Below are 25,535 nucleotides of genomic sequence, written 5' to 3'. Positions count from 1 at the left end.
TGTTTAATATGAAAGTCAAAAGTTAGCCTTCAAAACGTGTTTACTTCTTGAAATTTTATAACTTGCATGATCAAATTAAAGAAACAATGACGCATTCAGAAAAATTGACGGCAATTAGAAGTCTGATGAAAGAGCAAGGTGTTGATGGTTATATCATTCCTTCTTCTGATCCGCATATAAGTGAATATTTACCAGACCGTTATAAGTGTATCGCTTGGACATCAGGGTTTACAGGTTCAGCAGGTACTTTAGTTATTACACAGGGTTTCGCAGGTCTGTGGACAGACACCCGTTATTTTGTTCAGGCAAATGAACAGTTGGCAGGAAGCGGTTTCGAACTTGTAAAATTAAAAGTTCAAGGGAATGCGGAGTACGCAGATTGGTTAGGTGAGCATTTAACAAAAGGTGCCAAAGTTGCTTTTGATGGTAATTTAGCTTCTTTGTTAGTTGCACAATCTGTTCAGCAAATCTTGAAACCTCTTGATATTGTAGTTGACGGTCATGTGGATCTATTGTCTCCATTGTGGGAGGGTAGGCCGGCTTTGCCTTTAGCAAAAGCATATTTATTGGCCGATACGACAACAGGTCAATCTACAAAATCTAAATTGGCGGCTGTGCGCACTGTATTGGCCAAAAATAGAGCACAGGCACATCTGGTTTCTTCTTTAGATGATCTGGCTTGGTTGCTTAATATCCGCGGACGTGACGTACCATGTAATCCTGTTGTTTTAGGATTCGTTTATGTAACAGCAGATGAAGCTATTTTATATATTGAAACAGCTAAATTGGATTCGGAAACGGTTATCAGTTTAGAAGCTTCCGGTGTAACTGTTAAGCCTTATGAGGAAGTGTATGCACAAGTGAGCAATCTAGCTGTAGAATCTATTTTGATTGATCCAAAAAGAACTTGTTTTGCTATTTATGATTCTATTCCCTCTGGCGTAAAAATCATTGAGAAAATCAATCCTTCAGCTTCTCTGAAAGCAATTAAAAATGAAGTAGAGATTGGACATACGCGCGAAACAATGATCAATGATGGTGTTGCGATGACTAAATTCTTTAAATGGCTGGAATCGGCAGTACCTGCCGGTGGTGAGTCTGAGATTTCTATAGCCGCAAGATTACAAGAGTTTAGAGAGGAGCAACCTGGTTTTAATGATATTAGTTTTGGTACCATTGCCGGCTATTTAGACCATGGTGCATTGCCACATTATTCCGCTAGTAAAGAAAGCAATTACGATTTAAAAACGTCAGGGCTGTTATTGGTCGATTCGGGAGGTCAATATCAGACAGGAACAACAGATATTACGCGTGTGGTTTCGTTGGGAAATATTACGCAGGAAGAGAAGGAAGATTATACAACTGTATTGAAGGGTACGATAGAAGGTAGCCAGGCTATTTATCCGCAAGGATCTAAAGGTTATCAGATTGATGCGATTACACGTCGTCCGATTTGGGCTACATTACGTAATTATGGACATGGTACTGGTCATGGTGTTGGTTTCTTTTTGAATGTACACGAAGGTCCGCAGACGTTTAATGCCGCAAATATTGATGTTGCAATTGAAGCGGGAATGATCAGTTCGATTGAACCGGGGTTATACCGTGAGGGAAAACATGGTATCCGCATTGAAAATCTTGTCTTATCAAAACATGCCGATTCTTCCATATTCGGAGAATTTATGGATTTTGAAACATTGACAATCTGCTATATTGCAACAGATCTAGTTGATAAAACGTTACTGGATCAGCAACATATAAACTGGTTGAATCAGTATAACCAATGGGTTTATGATAAACTGGAAGGCAGATTGAATGATGATGAAAAGGCTTGGTTGAAAACCAGAACGCAAGCAATTTAAGATTATTTAAAATGTAATATAATAGGAAAGGAGATCATATGATCTCCTTTTTTGGTTTAATGTAACGGGTATGCTATAACGTTTTAATTTTTTAAAATTAATGCTACTTTTGTTGAAAGACCAAATCACTATCATGCGTAAAATCCTATTTTTAAGTTTTATTTTTTTCTATTCTTCTGTCTTATTCGCACAGAAGAACCTGATACCGATGCCGCAGCATTTGGAGATATCAAAGCAAGGTTCCTTTCCTTTAAAAGGAAATCTAACCGTTGGAGCAGGGGCATTTGAGACCCAAGCAAAATATTTGGCTAATCAATTAGAAAGCTTATTACAGACGAAAGTTACTCTTAAAAAATCGGGACCAATCCGATTTCAGAAAATTAACAATACTGCGGTAGAAAAGCATGATTATTATGAATTAAAGATAGATCCTAGTGGTGTCTTCATAGCTGCTTCTACAGAAAGTGCCGCTTTTTATGCTGTTCAAACTTTGTTGCAGCTTGTGGAGGAAAACCAAGCTAGTGGAAGTATTCCTGCTTTGGAAATTAAAGATTATGCGAAGTTCACTTATCGTGGTGCACATCTTGACGTCAGCAGACATTTTTTTACTGCCGATGAAGTGAAATTATTTTTAGATTATTTATCGCGTTATAAAATGAATAAGTTTCACTGGCATCTTACAGATGACCAAGGATGGCGTATTGAAATCAAAAGTCATCCGAAACTTACCGCTATCGGAGCATACCGTGCAGTGACAGATGATGTGAAAGATTCTAAATTAACTAAAGATGGCCGTTACGGCGGATTTTATACACAGGAACAGATTAAAGATGTTGTTGCCTATGCAAATAAACTGCAGATTGAAATAATCCCTGAAATTGAAATGCCAGGTCATGCTCAAGCTGCATTGGCTGCATATCCTGAACTTTCTTGCGCAGGAGGTCCTTTTCAGGTAGGTACAACCTGGGGTGTTATGGATGATATCTATTGTCCTAAGGAAGAAACTTTTGCTTTATTGGAAGATGTGATCGATGAAGTTGTTACACTTTTTCCAAGTCATTATATTCATATCGGTGGCGACGAGGCCCCTAAAACAAGATGGAAAACCTGTGCACATTGCCAGGAAATGATTAAAAAAGAAGGATTAAAAGATGAATTCGAGCTGCAATCTTATTTCATCAAACGGATGGAAAAATACATTAATGCAAAGGGTAAAGATATTATCGGCTGGGACGAGATTTTAGAAGGCGGTTTGGCTCCAAATGCCACAGTTATGAGCTGGACAGGTATTGAAGGTGGTATTCACGCCGCAAAGGCAGGACACGATGCCATCATGACTCCCGTAAGTCATATGTATCTGGATTATTATCAGGGGAATCCGCAATCTGAACCTTTGGCTTTTAATGCTGAACTTCGCTTGGATAAAGTGTATAGCTTCAACCCGATACCCAAGGAGTTGAATGCGCAAGAAGCAAAGCATATCTTAGGACCACAGGCCAATATGTGGACGGAGTATATTACAAATTTTAAACATGTTGAATATATGTTGTTTCCTCGATTGTTGGCTTTGTCTGAAGTGGCATGGGGAACATCAAAACCGGAAGCCTATAAATCTTTCGAAAACAGGGTGATTCATGAGTTTGCTTATCTGGACAGAAAAAAGATCAATTATAGTAAAGCTATTTTTGAATTGAATGGTAATATCGTTTCCAGAGACGGAAAGATGTATTATGAATTGTCAACAATCAAAAATGACAATACGATTCGCTATACTACAGATGGAACAGCACCGACTGTTCAAAGTGCCGTTTATAAGGAGCCTGTTGTAGTGGATAGAACAATGACCATCAATGCCGCAAATTTTAGTGCTGCACGTATGGTCGGTTCAGTATTGAAGCAGGATTTTGTAATTAGTAAATCTACAGGGAAATCTGTTCAATTGCTATATGAGCCAAATGAAGCATATCAAGCGAACGGTACAGCAACATTGGTGGATGGTGTTTATGGCAATAAACAGTATTTTAAGAAAAACTGGTTAGGATTCAATGGTAAAGATTTAGTGGCTACGATTGATATGGCTGAGCAAGTTTCATTTTCAAATGTGGAACTGAATGTCGTTGATCAAAATGCGAGCTGGATATACTATCCGCAAGCGGTTAAAGTTTATGTTTCCCAGGATAATCAAAATTTCACCTTAGTACAAGAGGTGGGAAAAGAAGTGATCGCTAAATCTAAAGGAACCATCAAATTATCATTTGAAAAGCAGCATGCTAAGTTTGTTAAAGTTGAAGTGCAACATCTGAATAAGATTCCTGCAGGATCTGGTGGTGCGGGTTCTCCGGCTTGGTTATTTGTGGATGAGCTGTCGGTATATTAGTATATAGCATACCCGATAAGCGATAATAAAGCGCTACTTAAGGATCTGGATACAGATTTATAAAGTAGCGCTTTTTAATTTGTCGGAAGTATGGTTAAATAATTAGCATCATGTTATGCTTCATTATTCAGTTTGCGGATCAGTTCATACAATTTAAGTTTGTCTATAGGTTTCAATATGTACCCATCAATGAATGGGTAGTCTTGAATTTGTTCCCTATCGCTTTTACTTGTGGATGAACTTATGATATAAATGTTCAAAAGATTTAAAAAGTCAGGACCAAACTCTTCTAATTTATCCATCATTTCCCAACCTGTCATAAAGGGCATATTAATATCGACAAATATTATTTCTGAAGAAGGGTCGAGATTTTCCTTTTTATTTTCAAAATACTCTAATGCATCTAGCGCATTTTCAAATAAGTTGATCTGTAGCGGAAAGTCTGGAAAACTCTTGATCATGTTACTGAAAATAACGCGTAAAATAGCATTATCATCGACAAGGGTGACAGTTCTTATTTTTATAGTATTGGTTGATCCCATTTAGTTGTTTTCTAAAAAATTTACTAAAAAAGTAGTGCCATTGTTTGGCTTGCTAATAACATCGATCTTACCTCCTAAAGATTCAATCTGATAGCGTGTGATGAATAAACCTAGGCCTTTGCTATCAAAGCCACGATGAAAAACTTTTCTAAACATAAAGATTTGCGATTTGAATTTAGGTAGGTCAATACCTATTCCATTATCTTGGATGCTCAGTAAAGTTGAATTATTTTGTTGATATGTTCTGATATGAATTTGTGGTTGAACACGGGGAACGGTGTATTTTAGTGCGTTGCTAAGCAGATTATAAATAATACTTTCGAGATATATTCTAGGGTATTGTAAATACTCAATCTCAAAATCTGTTGTCAGGATTACTTTTTTACTATATATCTCTGCTAAAAATTGATCATATACCTTTTTAAAAATTGTAGGGAAATGACAGTTTACTTTTTCTATGTTTCTATTTTGACTAATTTCTAATATCTCCGATAGTTCTTGTAAAGTATCTGTTAAACTGTTGTTACTACTTTTCAGTAGTTTAAAATATTCTTTGTTAACTTCCTTTCTGTTTTCATCTTTCAGCTCATCGATGAGCATATGAATATTGCTGACGGGCTCCCTTAAATTATGGGCTACAATATGGTTAAACTCTTCCAACTGGCGCACTTTCGTTTCCAGATCGATTTTGACAATTTCGATTTCCTTCTTTTGCCTTTCTAGTATTTCAAGATTCTTTTTACATTCCGATATGTCCTGTAGCTGAACAATAAAAAAAGATACTTCATTGGATTGGTTATGTACGACCGAGGTGGTCACTGAACACCATACATAGTGGCCGAGTTGATGGCGATACCGTTTTTCTAACGTGAAACTGTCCATTTCTCCCTTTAACAATCGTTGACGTTGTAGATAATCATTATTGATATCGTCAGGGTGTATATAATCAAAGAAATTTGTGCAGGATAGTTCTTCTTGCGAAAAGCCTAAAATTTTACTGAGCATATTATTTGCATCCAGGCAGTAACCTTGTGTGTCGGTCAAGGATATTCCTAACCCGGAGAAATGAAAAGCTTGATTGAATTTATGTTGATTATATCTAATTTTTTCAAGCGATTTAATTTTTTGGGAAATATCGGAGACAACAACTGCTACACGATCTTTTGTACTGTGTATGGGTTTAATTTTTAATTTGAACCATCTACCTTTATGCGTATCAAAAGGAGAAGGAAATTCCATATGATAAACCTTGTTATAGGTTAACGCCTTATTGATCAATGGCAATGTTTTTTCGGTCATTTCCGAAGGAAATAGATCTACAATATTTTTGTTCAAAAATTCCTCTGGTTCATAAAATAATAAATCCGGTTCGCTGGTCCAATAGTTTTTGAAAACTCCTTCTTTGGTTACTTCAAATACAATATCATCGAGGGATGTTATTAAAAGTTGAAGTTCTTGTTTGCTATCTAGTAATTTTTTGTTTTCATTGACGAGTGGGGAAACATCCTGAATGCTGATGAGCATGTGGATATCAGGTCTATCTGGTATTAATTTAGAACTAAAAGAAAGCCATATCAACGTGTTATCTTCTGTTGTGATACCATAGATTATATCACGCTGTACCGCACCAGTCTCCAATGTCTTATTAAATGATAATTCATTGGGATGTATCGGATGTTGACCTTCTTTGCTGTAGAAGATCAACGCCTCATGGAATTTTTTATGTGCTATTTTGTCAAAAGGTAATAGGGATTTAGCCTGATTATTTAATGCCAAAATATGCCCTTCATAATCAAGCGCAACTAATCCTTCAAAACCTAAAGTTTCTAGAAGTATGTTTTGTTTGTCCAATGCTTGATTGTGAAATTCCATTCGCAATTCTAGTTGAGAAAACCTGTTTTTCTAATGTTAATGCATGCAAATGTGCACATTTTCTTGAAATTTAATGGCAACACTACCTATTCACATGTATATTAATCATCTGATATGATATGCATAACCTAAATTTATTTAATTTTTTCTAACCAAATACTGTTAAGCCAAAGTTGTTGATTTCCAGTTGTCTGGAACGTAATTTTTTGTTTTCCTGTTTGATTAATACGAATTCTACCTAGGGCAGTATTTACAAATTCATCGGTGTAATTATTCTCGTTCGGTTCTACTACCATTTTTCCATTTGGTGTTAGTTTTCCTGAAGCTGTTTCGTTAGTGGTGTGAACCTTAATTTCTACAGGATCTGTATTAGGATTATGTGCAGATACATCTATTTTATAAGTTCCTGCTTCAGGAAAATCTACCTCCCAGGCAATGGTTTCTCCAGCTGTTTGAATATGGTTAGGTTTTTTTCCGTCATAGCGAATTACTTTTAATTGTTCTCTGTTTTGTGCATTAGTACTATTTAAAGCAAAACCACCAAAAGTGGACTCAGCAACGATATCTTTATCCAATTGCAATGGTTCATTGTAATGGATTACTATGGTAGATACATAGTTGTCTGTTTGCTTATTGGGAAGATGCACATGCAGGATGCTGCCAATCTGTTCAAATTTTAAGTTCTGATGATCTGTCGTACCTTGAATGGATATCTGTAACGGTTTTGTTTTAATTCCTGAGATACGCAACACCCGATCCAATGGCCAATTAAACACCTGAGCATATACATTTGTTTGTTTTCCTGTAGTTTTGGTTGTTAAATACCCCCAATCATGCTGGTTGGCTCTTAGATCTAGACCAGTTGCCCCATAGATACTTTCTCCATGTTTATTGAGCCATTTACCGATATCTTCCAGTCTTGTTACGCTTTCATAAGGTACTGTGCCGTCTGCACGAGGTCCAATATTTAAGGTAAATCCACCGTTTAAACTAACATTTGAAATCAGCGAATTGAAGATTTGACTGGTTGATTTCCATTCATTTTCTTGACCGTTGTAGCCCCACGAATGTGCAATGGTACCTGGTGTTTCCCACGGGTGTTGAATGTATGAGGTTCCAAATTGATTATCGCCGAAGGTTTCAAAATCAATATTTTTTTCGTCGGTCGGTAGACCAAGTCTTGAATTGATCAGGCAATTGGGCTGTAAGGTATGGATAAGCTCCACAACCTGTTCAAGCTGTTCTTTTTTAATTATTGATTTTTGATATGGAATCCACATATCAAACCACATCAGTGCGATATCGCCATAGTTTGTTAAAAGTTCACGTAATTGTGGCATTACTTTTTCCTGCCAATACTGATTGTACTGGGGGTCGGTGACATGTCCTGTGAGTTCCTGATTATGATCCCAGGCATATGGGTGTTCCCAGTCAATCCAATGTGAATAATAAAAACCTAGCTTCATGTTATGTTTTTTACATGCGGCAGCTAATTCTTTTATGATATCCCGATTGCTACCACTTAATTTGCTGAGGCTATAGTTTCCAATTTTGGTATCCCAAATGGCTACACCGTCATGATGTTTAGTAGTCATGATAATGTATTTCATACCTGCTTTTTTTGCAAGCAATACCCATTCTTCTGGATTGATCTGATCCCATACGAAGCGCTTCGCTAACTCACCATATTCATCTTTAGAAACCCGGTTTCGATAGCGGAGCCATTCCGCATAATTGTTGATATAGCGTAGTTTTTCGCCTTTCCACAATCCTTCTGCACCACTGTATAGTCCCCAGTGTATAAACATCCCGAAGCGATCATGACTAAACCATTTGGTTTTAGGATTTTCCTGAGCAAAAAGTGTACATGTTAACGTTAAGAATAAAGAAATTGTAATTGAAATTCTTTTCAGATTTTGTAGCATAAAGGTTTCAGTTCTTATGTCTTACTAATATAGTGAAAAAAATCTTACGTAGGGCTAGTGATAGATGATTTTGGCTACTGTTCTATGGACATTTAGGAGTAAAGATTTGCTTTTTTTGTTCCTTACTTCTTGTTTAATAGGATAATAACTATTTCCGATTTTTACCTGAGCACATTTTATTTAAATTGAAAACGCACCGTTACACAAACGTAGGTTCCTCTCTTTTAATTTTTAGGAGCAAACGAAGATCAGATGATTACCAGGTTATGTCTTTAAACATTACTTGTTCAGTGTTTGTTCAGTGCTTGCTCAGTGATCACTCAGTGTAGACTGTATCAATAATGACTGATTACTGTCTAAAAATTGGTTAAAAATTGGTATTAGTTATCATATGGTATTAGGATGTTCCCGTTCTAATGTTTATCTTGATTATCTATAAAACTAATCAGGTAATTAAGACAATCTTTTGTCATCCTATAATCGCTTTTAGCACATCAAATTCGTGGAACCGTATAGTGAGTTGTTCATCTTTATCCAAGAAGAACTCCGGATCAAGTTATAAGTAGTCTTCCAAATGATTTTTTTCATTGAATTGAAATCCAACTAACCGTTTGAGAATTGCGGGTTCCATAGACATATTTCCGGACAATTGATCGGGATTGGATTGGAGTGCCCGATACACTTGCTTATTTAGCCTGTTGATCATCTGTGAGTCGTAAAGATTCTGGTGAATCTCTGTAAAGCCAAAGCTGAACTATGTAGCTGTCAAGTATAGATGTTATTGTAATTCATGCCTTTTGTATAGATATTTTATACAAATAATTTTAAATTACCATATTTAATATATATTTGTATATTAAATCTATACTAATTATTTATTATTAAATCTCTATTTATGCAACTTAACACCCAATTATTGGTCGATCGATTGGTTCAGCGGATTGATTTAGATCGTATTTTTTTGTTTAATTTTCTCAATGATAGCGTCGAAAGTCCACATCTTTTATTAGTTGTTAATCCTATAAAGGGTATCTCTGTTCAAAGTATTGAACCTATTATCCGCCTCTGTATGGCCGATATGCCCGATATTCCATTCCATGTGATCTGGACAGGGGAGTGGAGTAATCAGTTGAAAAAAGGAAGCCTTTATTTTACGTATGCTTCTTTGCCTGCACACCTGCTTTATCAGGCAGACTGCAAAAAGAGCCCCATTTTAGGGGGTAAGCTCGTGATCAGTTTAATGGAAATGTCTCATGTAGACTATGCTAAAGGCAAAAATTTAGCCGATGAATTTATGTTCGCATGTTACAATTTTCAATCTAAAACGGATTATTTTCAAGCAACTGCCATGTTGCATCAGTTTATTGTGTTGCGGTTAAAAGGATTTCAAGCCATGGCGGGTGTAACGATTGGTAAAGCACAAAATCTGGAGCATATTCTTAAACTGATGCGGGGCACTTTACCTGGACTTTTTAAGATTTTTACTTATGATGCCCATAGTACACCTTTGTTGCGGTTATTGGATACTTGTCATAGTTATTTGAAGAAAAAGGATCGTCTCGATATTTTAGAAGAGGAATTTGAGTTTTTATTGTTGCAGTGTCAGGCATTTGGTAAAGCTCTGGATGATACGGTCGATTTTATGTGGAATGGGCTGGCTGTTTATCAAAAATATCGGGAAGATCGTGTCGTCAAAGTAGTTCAGGAAATAACAAGTGTAGAGAAAGTGTCAATTTCAGAGAGAAAAAAAAGTGATGAAAAGGATGTGGGACCTCATATCCTCGAAGATTTCTCAGGCTTTCCATGGCCACAAAAATATAAGGATGATGCTAATTTACTTCTTGATAAGTTGTATTCAGGCATTCATCCAGAACAGATCTTATTGGTCAACTATCAAACGGAAGGCTTATCACATGGTAATCCTTTTCAAGAGGGTGTTGATGAAGAGGAGAATGGTATCAAAGTTGAACTTTTTCTGGTGGTGCTTACTAAACGGAACTCACCCTATACATTTCAGATTAGGAAAGTGGGTGATGTTCGCGCTTCGGTTGTATTTCTTGATTTGCCTTATGTGGAAAAGCAGTTGACTCTTGGAGGCCGGTTTGTGAGCATTGTCTGGCAGAAGTCTTGGATTTTGAGGCAAAAGTCCACTTTCAATTCTCAATTGGTACCTATGGTGATAAATTGGACTGCAAAATTTCAGAAAATTAAAATCATATCGGAAAACGCTGTTGTTGTCATGCGTAACCTATTATTAACGATGACAAACTCTCCTCTATTGATGGCAGACACCGCTTTGTTGCTATTGCGCGAATTGTACAGTATCGGTATACAGACCTATCTGCGATGTGCTGTCGGATATATTCCTAAAAATACTGATTTATTGGATCTCATGGAGTGGTCTGCTATTGCCAGTACCGATGTAATACAGGGTATTCTGAATGATAATGAACTCGATATGTTGATTCTTTCCATCATTTTAAAACCTCAGGAGATCTGGTGGAAAAGTGCGGCAATGGATATGGATGATCAGCATAAAAATTTAATCATAACGCGCGCTGGTGCTGTGGTTGAATTGTATGAACGACTGTTAAAAGCCGTCGTTCAATCTATAGAACAGCGTATTGAGAAACAAGCAAATGTAGAGACGATATGAGAAGTGATATGGTGATTAAGTGTTCCTATGCAGGAATGATGTACTCGAACGATTTTCAATTGTGGTATACTTATTTTAGCCGGAGACTAAAAATGGGTTGGAGTCCTCAGGATCTTTCTTTTTTATTAGGTAAGCCTGATCATGCTTATCTGGATTTTGAAAAACTATTTGAGGTTCCTAAATTTTTATTATCTGAATCTATTTTACTGGATCGCATTTATGCTTGTTCGGAAGTTGTTCCGATGGAATTTTATCGCGAACGGTATGAAGCATCAACAGAGCGTATTGTTCGTGTTAAATTAGTAGAAGATGAAGTTAAATGGAATTACAAGATTGATATTCCATGGACTTTTCAGCGCGGAGAGCATTATCCCGTCCCTCCTTTGCTATCTTTGGAAGAGTGGAAACCTGAGATTAATGTGCTTATGGAATCGGATGCGATGATTCATGTGCGCTCTAGATTGGAAGCGTTGTTGGCGGGAAGTGGATTTGAGGGCGGAAAATCTTCATGGGAATTATTTCAAAAGGTACGATTTAATGGGTCTTCTAAATTGATTATCTATCCGAGACACTTGAAAAGCTGTTTATATCAAATGATTCAGAAGGGGAAAATAGTTGTTCGCAATGTGGATGATCGTTATTCTTTTAGTACTGTGAGTTAATTATCTGTGGTTTTTGCCAGATATTTTAATAGTATATCATGTTTACGTAAAGCTGTAGCGTTTATCTAGTTGGTAGCGTTATCTTTATACTGACAATATATAAACTATGACAAAAAAATTTTTTTATAGTGCCGCTGTTCTGGCATTAATTCATAGCTGTGCAAAAGATAGCGGTACACCAGATCCTGACTTTTCGAAAAATGTTCAAGAGAAATTAGTTGGTTATGTTTGGCGGCCTATCATTGGTGAGACGGCAGAAAAGGATAATATTAGCAATTATAAGCCGGATGACTGTGAAATGGATAATGGTTACCGTTTTGTATTTCAGGAAAAGTCAAATCAATTAGACCTGGATAAGGGGATGAAGATCTGTAATTCTGGGAAAATCAACTTTGAAGATATATTTTCGAAAGCCAAAAATAGTTCCAATTTTACTTTTAATAAGGAAACAGGTAAAATTAAATTTGAAGATCAGGATCAGTTCTCGTCTTATTTGGTGGTCGTTAATGGAGATAAATTGGTGTTAACTTATCAAAATAATAATCCTGTTGCCAATGTTATTCCTATGAAATATTATTTTAAAGGGGTGAAAAAGTAATTCATTTTGTATTTGTTGATTTTAAGATAGCGTTTCAGTGGATAGCGTAATTATCTTTATACTAACGATTAAAAATTATGATTAAAAAATTATATTGTAGCATTGCTATTTTGACTTTATTTAGCAGTTGTGGTAAAGATAGTGGTACGCCGGATCCAGACTTCTCGAAAGATATTCAAGTTCGTTTGGGGGCATATGTGTGGCATCCTGTTGTAGGGAACGTGAAGGAAACCGATTATAATCTAGATGACTGCGAAATGGATAACAGTTACCGCTTTATCTTTCAGGAAAAGTCAAATCAATTGAATCTGGATAAAGGGGTGAAAGTCTGTGAGGCGAATAAAGGAGCTTTTGAGGAGTTTACTTTCAAAGATAAGAATAATACAGGCTTTACTTTTAATAAAGAAAAGGGTACGATTAAATTTGCAAATCAAGATCAGTATTCTTCCTATGCCGTAGTGGTTAATGGGGATAAACTGGTGTTAACGAGTCAGAATAATAATCCTGCGGCTTTTGTTGCTCCCGTGAAATATTATTTTAAAGGGGTGAAAGCTCCATAATTTCGTAGATGTTGATTGCGAGGTTTATAGTGTGGTTGTTTTTTTAAAATTATTAAGAACAACAAAGGGCTCCAAATCTTCTGAGAGTCAGCGTTTATTTATCGTATTTGGACCATGTTTTTTCTTTGCAACAGGTTTATACACTCCATAAAAAAGGACGATCAGAATCGTCCTTTTTTATGGAGTGTATTTTTAGTGTTATTATCATGGTGAATTGCTGATTATTAATGCTAAAACGTTAATTTAGTGTTTTACAAACCGACCAATGGTCTTTTTTATATATTCTTAAATGAAACTTAGCAGTATATTTTTTAGTGGAATGTTATTTCTAGCGATTCCAAACTTACAGGCGCAGAAGCCAGCTTATAAAAACAGTAAACTTCCGACAGAGAAAAGGGTTCAGGACCTATTGGGTAGAATGACTAAGGAGGAGAAAGTTGGTCAATTGTCGAAATTGTTGGGTTGGGAGATGTATGAGAAGGGGGCTAAGGGTGTCGGTGTAAGTGCTAAGCTAAAAAAAGCAGTTCAGAATCAGCATATTGGTTTGCTTTGGGCTACATTGCGCGCTGATCCGTGGACTCAAAAAACGCTTTTAAATGGTTTGAGCCCTGTGGAAGCGGCACGAGCGACTAATGCGATTCAACGCTATATGTTGGATAGTACCCGTTTAGGTATTCCTTTGTTGTTATCTGAAGAAGCTCCGCATGGTCATATGGCTATAGGTGCTACTGTTTTTCCTACAGCAATTGGTCAAGCAAGTACTTGGAATCCAGTTTTAATTGAACAGATGGCGACTACGATTGCAAAGGAAACTTACGCTGTAGGTGGAAAAAATGGTTATGGTCCTGTATTGGACCTAGCACGTGATCCACGGTGGTCACGAACAGAAGAGACTTATGGTGAAGATGCGTACTTGATCGGGCAGATGGGAAGGGCGATGGTGAAGGGCTTCCAGGGTGATGTCATTGGGAAAGAAGATAAAATAATTGGTACACTTAAACACTTTGTTGCCTACGCTGTTCCTGAAGGTGGTCATAATGGTGAAGGTGTTTCTGTCGGTGAAAGAGCAATGCGTCACCATTATCTGTATCCTTTTGAACAAGCTGTTCGCGCAGGAGCAGGTTCTGTGATGACGGCTTATAACAGTATTGATGGTATTCCTTGCTCTGCAAATCCCTGGCTACTGAAAGATGTATTGCGTAAAGATTGGGGATTTAACGGTTTTGTCGTATCCGATTTATTAAGTATTTCTGGATTAAACGGAGGGCACGCCACAGCTTCTACTGCAGCAGAGGGAGCCTCACAAAGTATACATGCCGGTCTTGATGTAGATTTGAGCGGTACAGGATATGGTGCTAATTTATTGGAGGCGGTCAATAGCGGTCTTGTAGAAACTTCAGTTCTTGATACTGCTGTGGCACGTGTACTGCGTATGAAATTTAATCTGGGTTTATTTGACCGTCCTTTTGTGGATGAAAAACTGGTTGCAAAAAAGGTAGCTACTGTTGAAAATGTGACTATAGCACGTAAAGTAGCTCAGGAGTCTATCGTATTGCTTAAAAATGAAGGAGACTTATTGCCTCTGAAGAAAACGATTAAACGTATTGCAGTTGTTGGTCCTAATGCGGATAATGCCTACAATCAACTGGGAGATTATACTGCTCCACAGGCCGATGGTAAAGTGAAAACAGTACTGGCTGGTATTCGTGCGGCAGTAGGTAAAGGTACACAGATTGATTACGTGAAGGGCTGTGCTATCCGTGATACGCTTAATAGTAATATACAAGATGCGGTTGCGGCGGCGAAGCTGTCGGATGTGGTTGTTGTGGTATTGGGTGGTTCTAGTGCCCGTGATTTTAAAACAACTTATCAAGCTACGGGTGCCGCAAATGTCGATATCAATGCAGTTAGTGATATGGAAAGTGGTGAGGGTTTTGATCGTGTCTCTTTGGATATGATGGGGCATCAGTTGCAGTTATTGCAGGCTTTGGAGAAAACAGGTAAACCTATTGTGCTTGTGACCATCATGGGAAGACCTTTGAACTTGAATTGGGCTGCTGCACATATCCCTGCTATTGTGAATGCCTGGTACCCTGGGCAGGAGGGTGGACTTGCGATAGCTGACGTTCTTTTCGGAGATTATAATCCTGCTGGACGTATGCCTATTTCAGTACCTCGTTCTGTAGGACAGTTACCCGTTCATTATAACCATAACAAACCTAAGCATCATGATTATGTAGAAATGTCTGCAAAGCCTTTATATGCTTTTGGTCATGGTTTGAGCTACAGTAAATTTGAATATGCTAATCTTGTTGTTGATGTGAAGGAAAGTGCAGAAGATTTTGCGTGTACGGTTTCTTTTGATGTGGAAAACAAAGGGCTGTTAAATGGTGATGAGGTGGCTCAGCTATATGTTGTGGATGAGGTTAGTTCGGTGGTTACAGCTATCAAACAATTGAAAAGATTTGAACGTAAGTCTATTGGAGCTGGAAAACGTGAAAGGGTCTCTTTTCACTTGACAAAGGAGGATCTTAAACTTTGGGCTGTGGATAACCGGTGGAAAACTGAGAAAGGGAAATTTAAATTACTGATCGGTGCGGGATCTGATGATATGCGACTGGAAGGTACATTGGAATTGAAGAACGACTATTTGTAGGAAGAGTAGTACGTTCGAAAGGTATGCTGCACACGCATTGAATCTTTAATGATCCTACTCACTTAGGATATAAAATAAAACTGAGGCTGTCAATAAATAGACAGCCCCAGTTTTATTTTAATACAATGTGTTTAATATTCTTTCTATTCCAGGTGTAGGTGATATGTATCAAACCTTCATCATCTTGTATTATTGTCGGGTAGGAGTATTCATCTCCCTTTTTACCATCTTCTAAGATCAATGCATCTTTCCAATTCAGACCGTCTTTAGATAATGCCACGCGTAGTTTCGTACGTCCTTCCCACCAATCTTTTCCGGCAAGATCGGGATTATAGACGATCATAAATTGTCCGTTTTTTAGACATATTGCGTCTGTTGCCGCATTTGGATTGAGCAAGTTTGTCGCTTGCCAAGGTTGCCACGTCTGCCCATCATCATTGGAAAATGAACTCATGACTTTATTCTCTTTACTGCGGCATAAAACCTGAATGTTTCCATTTTTATGTTTTACTATACTAGGTTGGATAACCTGAACTGGGCTTTCATGGTTAATGTTAACAATTGACCATGTGTTACCTCTATCTGCGCTGATCTCTAAATGAGCTTTCCAAATTTCTTCTTTTGACTCGGTGCTTGAAGGGGAAAGGATAGTTCCATTTTTTAGGGTGATGGGTTTATTTTTGATGGGACCTAAAATGTTTTGGGGTAATGCTTTCGCTGTTGACCAAGTATTGCCTTTATCTAGCGAATATTTGTAATAACCTTTCCATTCTCTAGGATTAGGTCCTATTTTATAATAAAGATATAAGCTGTCCGATGCTGGATGTTGATAAAATACGGGGTTCCATGTTGGATAGCGTATGTCTCCAAGGACTCCATCGGCAACTTGCACAGGGTGCTGCCATTTACCATTAATATAATGTGAAGTCCAGATCACAACATCGGGATTGGATTCATGTGTGCCTCCAAACCAGGCGGCAATTAGGCTATCTTTTCCAATTTGTTCTATAGTGGAGGCGTGGCACTGTTTGAAAGGTACCTGACCTTCGTTAAAAATCTGAGTTGATGTTAATAGTGCTGGTTTATAATTATTGCAAGAAGAAAGTATAGTTAGTATGATAATCGAAAAGAAGAATAGTTTGTTCATATAAGTTTATTTGGTCCTCCACTTTTTCATCTATCAAACGAAAAGTAAGACTTTTTTTTGTTTTAGTTCTTTAAAGCTTTAATATCTGATATATTGATTCCGGTAAAGCAATCGTCCTGACAATTTCCTATGACATAACCGCACGATGAGATCAGCCCATTATTTTTCGTTTCAAAAAATATCTTTTTCTTTTCTTGTGCTACAAGCCATTCACCTTTTGCTTTGGTATAAACGTCATCGAGTGTCATAATTTCAGTTGCTCCTAATCCATTATATTTTCCTAATTCTTTTTCAGATTCTGACCAGCTGAGGTATTCTTTTAATGTAATCTTCTTGCTAACCAGATAATTTTTATAAGATTCTGTTAAATTAGCATAGATTGCATCTATTTCCTGATCTGTCCAACCTGTTGGTGATTTTGATACGGATCCATTGAATACTATTACGCGATGTTCTCGCTTTGTTACTTTCCCATTGATGACTGATATCGTCGTTTTAGAACTATGTTCCATTGTTACAATACTAGTTTGGTACTGATAGGAATTATTGTTTTCTTTTTTGAAGTCTTTAAACTTGTCAAAACTGTTTTCAAATTGATTGGAATACTCAAGGTCGCTATTTTTACAGGAAAATACAGACAGGATCAATAATAGCGATAAGGTGTAAATGATCTTTTTCATATATAAGCGTATTTATTGGTTCAAATGATAACGATATCTGGTTTTATTATGCTACAAAAAAAGGAAGCCACTTATGTGGCTTCCTTTTTTAAGATAATTTAATTTTAATTAACGTCCCAGAAAAGTTTGGTAGTTTGCTTATCTTGATCTTTTACAGCGTTATAGTTTTGTTGATTATATGAAATTTCAGAAGTTGGTAAAGTCCATTTTACAGGAATAATTTTATTAATATCTGAATTTTCAACAGGTACTGTAAATTCAGGATAATTTAGTCTTCTAATTTCAGACCAAGCCTCGACAGCTTGAACTAGATTGAAATGGATCCATTTCTGCGTAGCGATTAAGTGTATTTTATTAGATGTACCATCCCAATTAAGGTTTGATAAATAGGTTTTAATCTGCTCTTCTGTTGGAGCAGTAGCTGCAGGAGTGGTGTTGTCATCACTTCTACTGCGTAACATCACATATAAACTAATCGATTCCTTAACTGCATTTTCAAAAGATGTTTTTGCAGCTGTTAAGTTTCCTTTTTTACTGTAATACTCCGTTAGTAATAAGTTAGCTTCAGTAGCGCTCATAAGTATTCCCGGGAAGAATTTATTGCGGGAGTAAGTTGAGCGATTGTAAATGGAAATAGTTCCATTGCGAGCTAAATCTAATTGGTCAGAACTTGCTAATGATTGATCTAGGCCTGTAAATTTATTATTTGCTTTAGCTCCCAGTTCAAAAATAAAAGGAAGTCTTGGATCAACTTTAATATTCATCTCGTCAATCATTTTCTTACCAGCTAAATTTGCATACCATGTTCCCTCAGCTTCAAACGCATCTTTTATTCCATCTGATGTGATCTTCGAGCCAGAATCAAAAATGTCAATTTGAGAATTTTCGCTATTTACTAACGGTAGAGGAAAATCAGTTTGATTTTCTATTATTTCTTGAATTTCAGTTGTTGCTCTTGATGAAAATTGTGAGCTAGCTGATACACGATATAACATACGTAATCTTAAAGCATTGCAATATTTTTTCCATAAGATTAGTTTCCCATTATTAATAATGTCTTGCGCTTCGAAAGATTTAACAATATTAGTTGGTATCGTGATGTTTTTTAATTCAGTACTGATAGTTTTTAAATCATCTAACATCGCTGTATAAATATCTACAGCTTTATCGTATTTCGCATATGATTTAGTATAATCGCCACCGTTAGTACTTAATTTTCCAGCCTCAGTCCAAGGAATATCACCATATAAATCGACCATCTGTTGTGTTTGATCATAATATAAAACTTTAGCAGTTAATAAGAATATACGTTTTTCATTTTTTTCAACATCAGTTAACCCATTGTAAAGTTTTTCTAACTCTTTGAATTGTGTTAGCCCTTTATAATATTGGATCCATCTATCCTCGGTGGCCGCAGCTCCAACTGTTAATTGATTAGCTTCATTGACCCATCCACTAGTTTGGATATATCTATTGATTGTTGGTCTTAATGTAACAAATAGATTTCTATAGGTAGGAATTATTAATTCTTTAAATCCAAAAATAGTTCCAGTATATTGTTTTTCGACTGTTGTTTCAGTTACTTTTGATGGATTTCTATATAAATCGTCAAATGAACTTTTTGAACAAGAAGAAATGGTTGTTAGTGCTATTGCACTTAATCCCATTATAATAATATGTTTTTTCATGTTTTTCTTTTTTAGAAGCTAGCGCGTAGCATTAAACCATATGTTCTTGTTGCAGGACTTGTTCCTGCATTGGAAACATTATTAATCCAATTAGAACCACCTGTCATTTGTTCAGGATCTAAATCTTTTATACTTCTGTAAATAAAGAATAAATTACGTCCAAAAGCAGAAAGTTGAATGTTTTTAGCTTTTAATTTATTGGCAACTGCAGTAGGTAGACGATATCCCAAAGAGATTTCTCTCATTTTAATATAATTGTTTTTTTGAACATATAATTCGTATCGTGAATTTGAGTACTGCGGGCCACCCCAGTTATATGTTTGATTATAATATGTGGCTTGAGAAATTATATTTGTGTTTTTTGTCCCATCTGTACGTACCCCATCCATTAGCATACCATCATGATAAACTGTTTCTCCATTGGGACCTTGTGTTGCATTTGTTGCGATTCCTTGTGTCCCTACTTTATAGTAACTTAAACCGCCATGTTCAGCATCCATTCCAGTTAAACTTTCTTCTAGAAGCCCTCTGCTAAGCATCCAATTGATTCCCGTCGGCATGACATGTCCACCCCATCTAAAGTCCATTAATGCATCTAGCGTAAAGCTTTTGTAAGTGAAAGTATTAATAAATCCTCCAGTGGCTTTAGGCATTGCATTACCCGCCTTTACCCAACTATTTGCATCAACTTGATAGATACCATTATCTTGTACGATTTTGTTTCCGTTTTCATCCAGTTTTAGTGGATGTACCATAATATCCCCCATTGGTTGACCAACCCGAGATACAAGTTGAGCAGCTTGACCATCATAATCCCGATGTAATAATTCGCCTACTCCACCAGGTAATTCTTTTATTACGTTTTTGTTCATGGAAAAATTCAAAATAGTATTCCATTTGAAATTGTCATGTTGTATAGGTGTACCGCTGATTGCAAATTCCCATCCTGAATTGCGTAGGGAACCAACATTGGCAAGAATAGATGATGCTCCAGAAGAGTATGGTAATGTATAATTGAGAATTTGATCTTTAACTAGACCATTGTAATATGTTACATCTAAACCTAATCTACCATTTAACATTTTGGTTTCAAGACCAAATTCTATTTCTTTTTTTGTCTCAGGTTTTATGTTTTCATTTCCAAATGCTTCTGTTGGTACAGTTGTATATAATACAGCTGGCCCATTTGCTACCTGTGGTCCTAGCGTTTCTTGGGTATAAAATAATGCACTTTTATAGATATCCGGATAATTTCCTACAACTCCCCAAGATCCTCTCAATTTAGCGTAACTAAATAAACTTGGAAGTTGGAAAGCATCTGAGAGAATTAAACTTGAATTAACGGATGGATAGTATAATACATTATTTTTAGGATTCATTGTTGATATTGTTTCCCTTCTTAAGGTACCTTCTACAAACCAATATTCTTTTACATTTAGATTTAATGTACCAAACATTGCTTCACGAAGCATATTATTCTTGTAATTATATCTTTCTGATCTAACGGGTTGATTAACCGAAGCATTTACATCAAACCAATTTCGTACACTAAGTCCTAGTTTTGTTTCATTTTGAACATAAGTATCCTCTGTTTTAGTTGCAGTATAGCCTGCTACTGCGCCAAGTTTAAAATCTGGTGTGATTTGTTTGCTATAAGAGGCTAATAAATCTGTATAATAAATGTTTGCATTTTGATTACCTAAAGAATAAAATCCCGAGTTTTCATAAGATAGCGGTCGTTCATTAGGTTGCTTGTCCTCTGTTTTTTGAGATGTTACATCTGCAGAAAATCTACCACGGATGAATAAATCATCCGTAATATTATAAGTGGTTGTATAAGAACCAAGCAATCTATTGGAGTACTCATCATATTGTTTAGCTCTAGTGTTCCAATAATAATCTAATACGTCTGATCTATATCCAAAGTGTTTTAAGTTTTCTGAGGGTGTTAAACTTTGATTTGTACCTGTAACAAATTTATAACCAAGGCTTGTCTGATATTTATTAGCATACCAATCTGGGTTATCAAATGTAGAGATCATCCCCGTGAAATTATTTATTAGACGATCGGTTAGCAGTGGTCTATTGTGTGTACGTTGATTAACAAAGTTGACAACAATATCATTCTTTAGTTTTCCCCATAGTGTAAATGTGTTGTTTAGATTGAAAACATTTTTCTTATTGTACGAGCCAAATGAAGTCATTTGATTATCTTGTCTCGTAATTGAAAAGCGAGTGCTTGAATTCTCTGTGGTATTTCCAATAGCTAAGTTGAAGATTGTATTGTTTGGGTTATTAAAAAGTTTTCCGTACGAATTTTGTGCACTATATGGTCTTACGACCCCATCCCAAGATACAATACTTTGACCATCGAATTTTGGGCCAAAGTTCACAGTTGCATCCATTACACCACGATTAACCCCATTAACTGCATCTCCAGCCCCATAATAATAAAACATATCATCAGATTGGTTCACATTATTATATGATTTATTAAAACCAGGCCCTCTTACATCTTGAAATCTAGGTAAATAAGCAATTTGGTCGTGGGTGTAAGTTGCATTAAAGTCAATTGAAAAACCTTTTCCTGATTTTCCTGATTTTGTTGTTACTAAAACAACACCGTTCATGGCTTCAGATCCATATAACGCCGCTGCAGAAGCACCCTTCAAAATACTGATGTTTTCAATATCCTCCGGATTCAGATCTTCTAAACCGTTACCGCGAGCGCGTTGGTCGCCCCAATAATCAGAGTTATTGAAGGTTGTTTGGCGCATTGGAACCCCATCAATTATGACTAAAGGTTGTGAATTGCCTGTAATGGAGTTTGTCCCACGAATATTGATGTTGATCCCTGAAGTTGCTCCACCTGGCGCCGCTGAAATACGGACACCTGGTGCCTTACCGTATAATGCTCCGGCAAAGTTAGGACTTCCTGTTTTGGTAAGTTCTTCAGCTCCAACTGTACTCATGGCATAACCCAGCTCTTTTGGAGCTCTTTTTATACCCATTGCGGTTACGACAACTTCATCTAATGCTGAAGCATCTTCTGTTAAAGTAGCATTAATCGTTTTAGTTGAACCAACTAAAATTTCTGTTGACTTGTACCCAATATTGGAAAAACGTAAAGTTTCGCCTTGTGAGGCTTGAATTGTAAAACTACCATTTGTGTCCGTCTGTGTTCCGCGAGCTGTTCCTTTGACAGAAACGGTTACACCGGCGACTGGTCCTTTTGCATCTGTTACTCTCCCGGTAATAGTTTGCTGTGCGAAAAGGGAGGATGCACTAAATAAGGTGCATAATGCCAATCCCGCACTTTTTTTGTAAAAATAACTCATAACGAATGGTTTATAAGTGTGATTAGTTTGTGTGAAAAAGTGTTTGTATAAAGTTGTCTATAATAAAGGCAGAAGTTCCTAGACTTTGTGCCTGTTTATTGGTATCAGATATTTTAAGTTGTGTGGCTTGCGCTAATCGTGGAATACAAAATTCGTTGATTGCTGTTTGGATCTGAGGCATTAAAATGGTTCCTGCTCGAGCTCCTCTGCCACTAATGATAATAGCTTCAGGATTGAGGATATGAATTAATGTCGCTATTCCTTTTCCTAGCATATAACCTATTTTTCCGAGATTGGCGACAGCTAATTGATCGCCATTTAGCGCACTTTCTAATAATGCATCACCCTGAGCTAACAGATTATTGTGCTGATCACCTTCTAAGCTTGATTTTTCTCCAGCATTAATTGCTGTCTGCACGTTTTTTACTGCCGCGGTAAGAGACGCTTCTACTTCAAGACAGCCTTTTTTTCCGCAGGAGCATAATTCGTTACTGTCACTGAGTGGAATATGACTGAACTCGCCGGCGTAACCGCTTGATCCTTTGAATATTTGGTCGTTCACGATCATACCCAAACCCACACCCCAGTTGAGATTAATGACTAAAGAACTTTTTATATTTTTAGCAGCACCAAATTTTTGTTCTGAAAAAGCAATACAGGTGGAGTCATTTTCAATGATGGTTGGTATGTTAAAATGATCAGATATGTGCTTTTTAATATGATATAGCTTCGATTGTTTATCATACGAATCATTAATACCTTTCTCTGTATCAACGAAGCCAGGCATACTAATGCCCATACCTAAGAAATCGGTAACAGGAATTTTTGATTCAACAATGATGGCATCTGTTAGACTGATAATTGTCTCTAAAGCTTTATTGCTATTTTTTAGAGGATTATAGTTGTCGACATTTTCTGCAATCACGTTATTTTCCAGATCAAATATGTAAATGGAAGTGTAGAATTGGTCTAATGCTATAACTAAAGTATAAGTGTTTAAATTGTTATTTATTTTAAATTGAATAGCTCTTCTTCCACCAGTAGATGCTGCAAGGTCGTTACCCTCAATTAAATTCATTTCCAGTAATGAATTTACTGACTTTGTAATGAGTGGAATACTCTTATTAAATGTCTTACTCAACTGCGCAATCGATTGCAGTTTTTGAAAGTATATTGCTTTTATAATCTGGTTATTCATAATTGGATTGGTTTTCCGTAATAGTAAAGTTACAGTTATATTATTAAGATGCAAATACTTTTTACTTTTTTTTAATAAGTAAATTTTCTTAATAACGGGAATTAATATCATTTTAATCTCTTTAAGATATTTTGATTAAGATTTCAATATTTTGTAAGGAATAAAATGGGGAATTTAAAATTTTTGGGAGATTTTATCATTTTAAAACTATTCTTTGAGAAAAGATATAAGTTTCGAAAAATTGTAACAGGATTCGAAGAGAAGGGCAAAAAAAACCTACTGCAGGATCAGATGCAGTAGGTTTTATGTAGTTATTTATTGTTAAACCTTATTTCGATTTTAATTGAATAACGGTAGCATAGTTTAATTTTGTGCTTGGATTCTTAGCAATAATTTTATTTTCCTTTTGTGTCCATTTCAATTTTCCTTTGTGGCCTAAGATACTCATGTCTTTAATTTTGAAATTATCTGGAACATTGAATGTAAACTCAGTTGGTTGTTGATAGCTGTCGCCTTCTACAATATGGAAAACATTGACGGTCTTACTATCCTTACTTCTGGTATAGTAATAATCTCCTTCGTGATAGGGAGCGACTGGACGGGTAGCATATATTGCGCCTTGGTTGATCTGTATCCACGAAGCTAATTCTTTTAATCTGTCATACGCAGCTTGGTCGTAGTCCCCATTTGGTCCAGGCGCGATGTTCATTAAATAATTGCCTCCTCGTGCGATAATTTTGATCAAAGTTTCTACAATTTTTTTAGTGGGCTTGTACTGATCATTAGGAACATAACTAAAAGAGTTACCCATGGTGATGCAACTCTCCCACGGGATGTCTAATGTGTGTTCTGGGATGGCCTGTTCCGGCGTGACATAATTTTCCCACTTCCCCGGTACAGTACGGTCGACGACAATGATGCCGGGTTGGTTCTTCCGCGCCATATTACCGATACGGTCCATATCAATATCTTGTTCTACCTTAATGGTTCGTTGCCAGTCAACAGATTGATCAATGGTTTTGAACGGTCTTACCCAACCGCCGTCTAGCCATAAAATATCCACTTTTCCATATTCAGAGGTCAATTCGTTCAATTGGTTATAGGTATAGTTTTTAAACTTTTCCCATCTTTCAGGATGTTTTTGCGGATCGTAATTCACGTTACGGTCTTTAGGTGGAAAATAGTTCCACCAATAAAAATCGGTATGCCAATCTGGTTTAGAAAAATAAGCTCCTATTTTAAAGCCATCGTTTCGGAAGGAATTGAAAATTTCTTTTGTGATATTGGCTTTCGGATTTTTTGAAAATGGTGTATTGGGAGAGGTAACTTTGTAGTCCGACTCTTTCGTGTCAAACATGGCAAATCCATCGTGGTGCTTTGTAGTAAATACCACATATTTCATCCCGGCAGCTTTTGTGGCATCGGCCCATTTTTTAGGATCGAAATCTGTAGGGTTGAATGTTTTTTGTAGATTTTCGTAATTCTTTACATAATCATAATAGTTCTTTCCATGTTCCGGTTTACGCTGTGTCCAGCCTTCATCTTCCGGACATAAGCTCCAGCTTTCGACAATACCCCATTGACTGTATGTTCCCCAGTGCATAAAAAGTCCGAATTTCATGTCCTGCCACTGTTCTAGATTTTCAATAACTAATGGGTCGGTTGGTTTTTGGTAACCAGAAGATACATTATGGGCCTGACCAAAACTATGTTGTCCTGCCCAAAGTAATGCTAGGGTAGGAATTAAGGTTTTTAATTTCATTTGGTTATAATT

At 36.6% G+C, this 25,535-nt stretch carries 16 protein-coding genes; 7 read left to right on the top strand and 9 right to left on the bottom strand.

All coding sequences use genetic code 11. From position 1 onward, the window contains the following. Positions 1–86: 86 nt before the first annotated feature. On the top strand, positions 87–1,862 hold the full coding sequence (locus tag FHR29_RS17765) for an aminopeptidase P family protein (protein ID WP_183916094.1): 1,776 nt from the start codon (positions 87–89) through the stop codon (positions 1,860–1,862). A 133-nt stretch (positions 1,863–1,995) separates the two neighbouring features. Then, on the top strand, positions 1,996–4,239 hold the full coding sequence (locus FHR29_RS17760) for a glycoside hydrolase family 20 protein (protein ID WP_183916092.1): 2,244 nt from the start codon (positions 1,996–1,998) through the stop codon (positions 4,237–4,239). Positions 4,240–4,352: 113 nt separating this feature from the next. Here FHR29_RS17760 and FHR29_RS17755 read toward each other — a convergent pair whose 3' ends face one another. The 3 genes from FHR29_RS17755 to FHR29_RS17745 form a co-directional block, all read right to left on the bottom strand. Next, complete coding sequence (locus FHR29_RS17755; protein WP_021189865.1) at positions 4,353–4,781, bottom strand: response regulator; 429 nt, start codon at positions 4,779–4,781, stop codon at positions 4,353–4,355. Next, a complete protein-coding gene (locus tag FHR29_RS17750; protein WP_183916090.1) occupies positions 4,782–6,653 on the bottom strand; it encodes a PAS domain S-box protein in 1,872 nt (623 codons plus the stop codon). 134 nt (positions 6,654–6,787) lie between these two features. Next, a complete protein-coding gene (locus FHR29_RS17745; protein WP_260292193.1) occupies positions 6,788–8,578 on the bottom strand; it encodes an alpha-L-fucosidase in 1,791 nt (596 codons plus the stop codon). 895 nt (positions 8,579–9,473) lie between these two features. Here FHR29_RS17745 and FHR29_RS17740 point away from each other — a divergent pair. The 5 genes from FHR29_RS17740 to FHR29_RS17720 all read left to right on the top strand — a co-directional run bounded on the left by FHR29_RS17740 (position 9,474) and on the right by FHR29_RS17720 (position 15,710). Further along, positions 9,474–11,234, top strand: coding sequence for a hypothetical protein (locus tag FHR29_RS17740; protein WP_183916088.1), 1,761 nt, complete (start codon positions 9,474–9,476; stop codon positions 11,232–11,234). Beyond that, positions 11,231–11,896 carry a hypothetical protein gene (locus FHR29_RS17735; protein WP_183916086.1) on the top strand — a complete coding sequence of 222 codons (666 nt, stop codon included), beginning with the start codon at positions 11,231–11,233 and terminating at the stop codon, positions 11,894–11,896. The genes FHR29_RS17740 and FHR29_RS17735 overlap by 4 nt, the downstream gene beginning before the upstream one ends. A 106-nt stretch (positions 11,897–12,002) precedes the next feature. Next, positions 12,003–12,494, top strand: coding sequence for a hypothetical protein (locus FHR29_RS17730; RefSeq protein ID WP_183916085.1), 492 nt, complete (start codon positions 12,003–12,005; stop codon positions 12,492–12,494). Between the two features lie 77 nt (positions 12,495–12,571). Continuing rightward, positions 12,572–13,054 (top strand): hypothetical protein, encoded by a 483-nt coding sequence (locus FHR29_RS17725; RefSeq protein ID WP_183916083.1) that lies wholly within the window; start codon positions 12,572–12,574, stop codon positions 13,052–13,054. Between the two features lie 289 nt (positions 13,055–13,343). Next, positions 13,344–15,710 (top strand): glycoside hydrolase family 3 N-terminal domain-containing protein, encoded by a 2,367-nt coding sequence (locus tag FHR29_RS17720; RefSeq protein ID WP_183916066.1) that lies wholly within the window; start codon positions 13,344–13,346, stop codon positions 15,708–15,710. A 112-nt stretch (positions 15,711–15,822) separates the two neighbouring features. Here FHR29_RS17720 and FHR29_RS17715 read toward each other — a convergent pair whose 3' ends face one another. From FHR29_RS17715 to FHR29_RS17690, 6 genes are all read right to left on the bottom strand, one after another. Then, positions 15,823–16,857: an exo-alpha-sialidase gene (locus FHR29_RS17715; protein WP_183916064.1), complete on the bottom strand. Its 1,035-nt coding sequence runs from the start codon at positions 16,855–16,857 to the stop codon at positions 15,823–15,825. Between the two features lie 62 nt (positions 16,858–16,919). Continuing rightward, positions 16,920–17,537 (bottom strand): hypothetical protein, encoded by a 618-nt coding sequence (locus FHR29_RS17710; RefSeq protein ID WP_183916062.1) that lies wholly within the window; start codon positions 17,535–17,537, stop codon positions 16,920–16,922. A 104-nt stretch (positions 17,538–17,641) separates the two neighbouring features. Next, positions 17,642–19,225 carry a SusD/RagB family nutrient-binding outer membrane lipoprotein gene (locus tag FHR29_RS17705; protein ID WP_183916060.1) on the bottom strand — a complete coding sequence of 528 codons (1,584 nt, stop codon included), beginning with the start codon at positions 19,223–19,225 and terminating at the stop codon, positions 17,642–17,644. An 11-nt stretch (positions 19,226–19,236) separates the two neighbouring features. After that, positions 19,237–22,563 carry a SusC/RagA family TonB-linked outer membrane protein gene (locus tag FHR29_RS17700; protein WP_183916058.1) on the bottom strand — a complete coding sequence of 1,109 codons (3,327 nt, stop codon included), beginning with the start codon at positions 22,561–22,563 and terminating at the stop codon, positions 19,237–19,239. 22 nt (positions 22,564–22,585) lie between these two features. Further along, positions 22,586–23,761 carry an ROK family protein gene (locus tag FHR29_RS17695; protein ID WP_183916056.1) on the bottom strand — a complete coding sequence of 392 codons (1,176 nt, stop codon included), beginning with the start codon at positions 23,759–23,761 and terminating at the stop codon, positions 22,586–22,588. A 328-nt stretch (positions 23,762–24,089) separates the two neighbouring features. Further along, the gene (locus tag FHR29_RS17690; protein ID WP_183916054.1) at positions 24,090–25,523 is read right to left on the bottom strand and encodes an alpha-L-fucosidase; all 1,434 of its coding nucleotides are present in this window, start codon (positions 25,521–25,523) and stop codon (positions 24,090–24,092) included. Positions 25,524–25,535: the final 12 nt, after the last annotated feature.

Source organism: Sphingobacterium sp. JUb56, from assembly GCF_014191365.1.
GTDB lineage: Bacteria > Bacteroidota > Bacteroidia > Sphingobacteriales > Sphingobacteriaceae > Sphingobacterium > Sphingobacterium anhuiense.
Note: the sequence above shows the minus strand (reverse complement) of the source record. Positions and strands in the feature narration are given on the sequence as shown.

Excerpts from the sequence above, each read along its gene's own strand:
- FHR29_RS17705 (WP_183916060.1), bottom strand. The coding sequence starts at position 19,225 with ATGAAAAAACATATTATTATAATGGGATTAAGTGCAATAGCACTAACA.
- FHR29_RS17750 (WP_183916090.1), bottom strand. The coding sequence starts at position 6,653 with ATGGAATTTCACAATCAAGCATTGGACAAACAAAACATACTTCTAGAA.
- FHR29_RS17695 (WP_183916056.1), bottom strand. The coding sequence starts at position 23,761 with ATGAATAACCAGATTATAAAAGCAATATACTTTCAAAAACTGCAATCG.
- FHR29_RS17720 (WP_183916066.1), top strand. The coding sequence starts at position 13,344 with ATGAAACTTAGCAGTATATTTTTTAGTGGAATGTTATTTCTAGCGATT.
- FHR29_RS17690 (WP_183916054.1), bottom strand. The coding sequence starts at position 25,523 with ATGAAATTAAAAACCTTAATTCCTACCCTAGCATTACTTTGGGCAGGA.
- FHR29_RS17710 (WP_183916062.1), bottom strand. The coding sequence starts at position 17,537 with ATGAAAAAGATCATTTACACCTTATCGCTATTATTGATCCTGTCTGTA.
- FHR29_RS17740 (WP_183916088.1), top strand. The coding sequence starts at position 9,474 with ATGCAACTTAACACCCAATTATTGGTCGATCGATTGGTTCAGCGGATT.
- FHR29_RS17715 (WP_183916064.1), bottom strand. The coding sequence starts at position 16,857 with ATGAACAAACTATTCTTCTTTTCGATTATCATACTAACTATACTTTCT.
- FHR29_RS17760 (WP_183916092.1), top strand. The coding sequence starts at position 1,996 with ATGCGTAAAATCCTATTTTTAAGTTTTATTTTTTTCTATTCTTCTGTC.
- FHR29_RS17745 (WP_260292193.1), bottom strand. The coding sequence starts at position 8,578 with ATGCTACAAAATCTGAAAAGAATTTCAATTACAATTTCTTTATTCTTA.
- FHR29_RS17730 (WP_183916085.1), top strand. The coding sequence starts at position 12,003 with ATGACAAAAAAATTTTTTTATAGTGCCGCTGTTCTGGCATTAATTCAT.
- FHR29_RS17735 (WP_183916086.1), top strand. The coding sequence starts at position 11,231 with ATGAGAAGTGATATGGTGATTAAGTGTTCCTATGCAGGAATGATGTAC.
- FHR29_RS17755 (WP_021189865.1), bottom strand. The coding sequence starts at position 4,781 with ATGGGATCAACCAATACTATAAAAATAAGAACTGTCACCCTTGTCGAT.
- FHR29_RS17700 (WP_183916058.1), bottom strand. The coding sequence starts at position 22,563 with ATGAGTTATTTTTACAAAAAAAGTGCGGGATTGGCATTATGCACCTTA.
- FHR29_RS17765 (WP_183916094.1), top strand. The coding sequence starts at position 87 with ATGACGCATTCAGAAAAATTGACGGCAATTAGAAGTCTGATGAAAGAG.
- FHR29_RS17725 (WP_183916083.1), top strand. The coding sequence starts at position 12,572 with ATGATTAAAAAATTATATTGTAGCATTGCTATTTTGACTTTATTTAGC.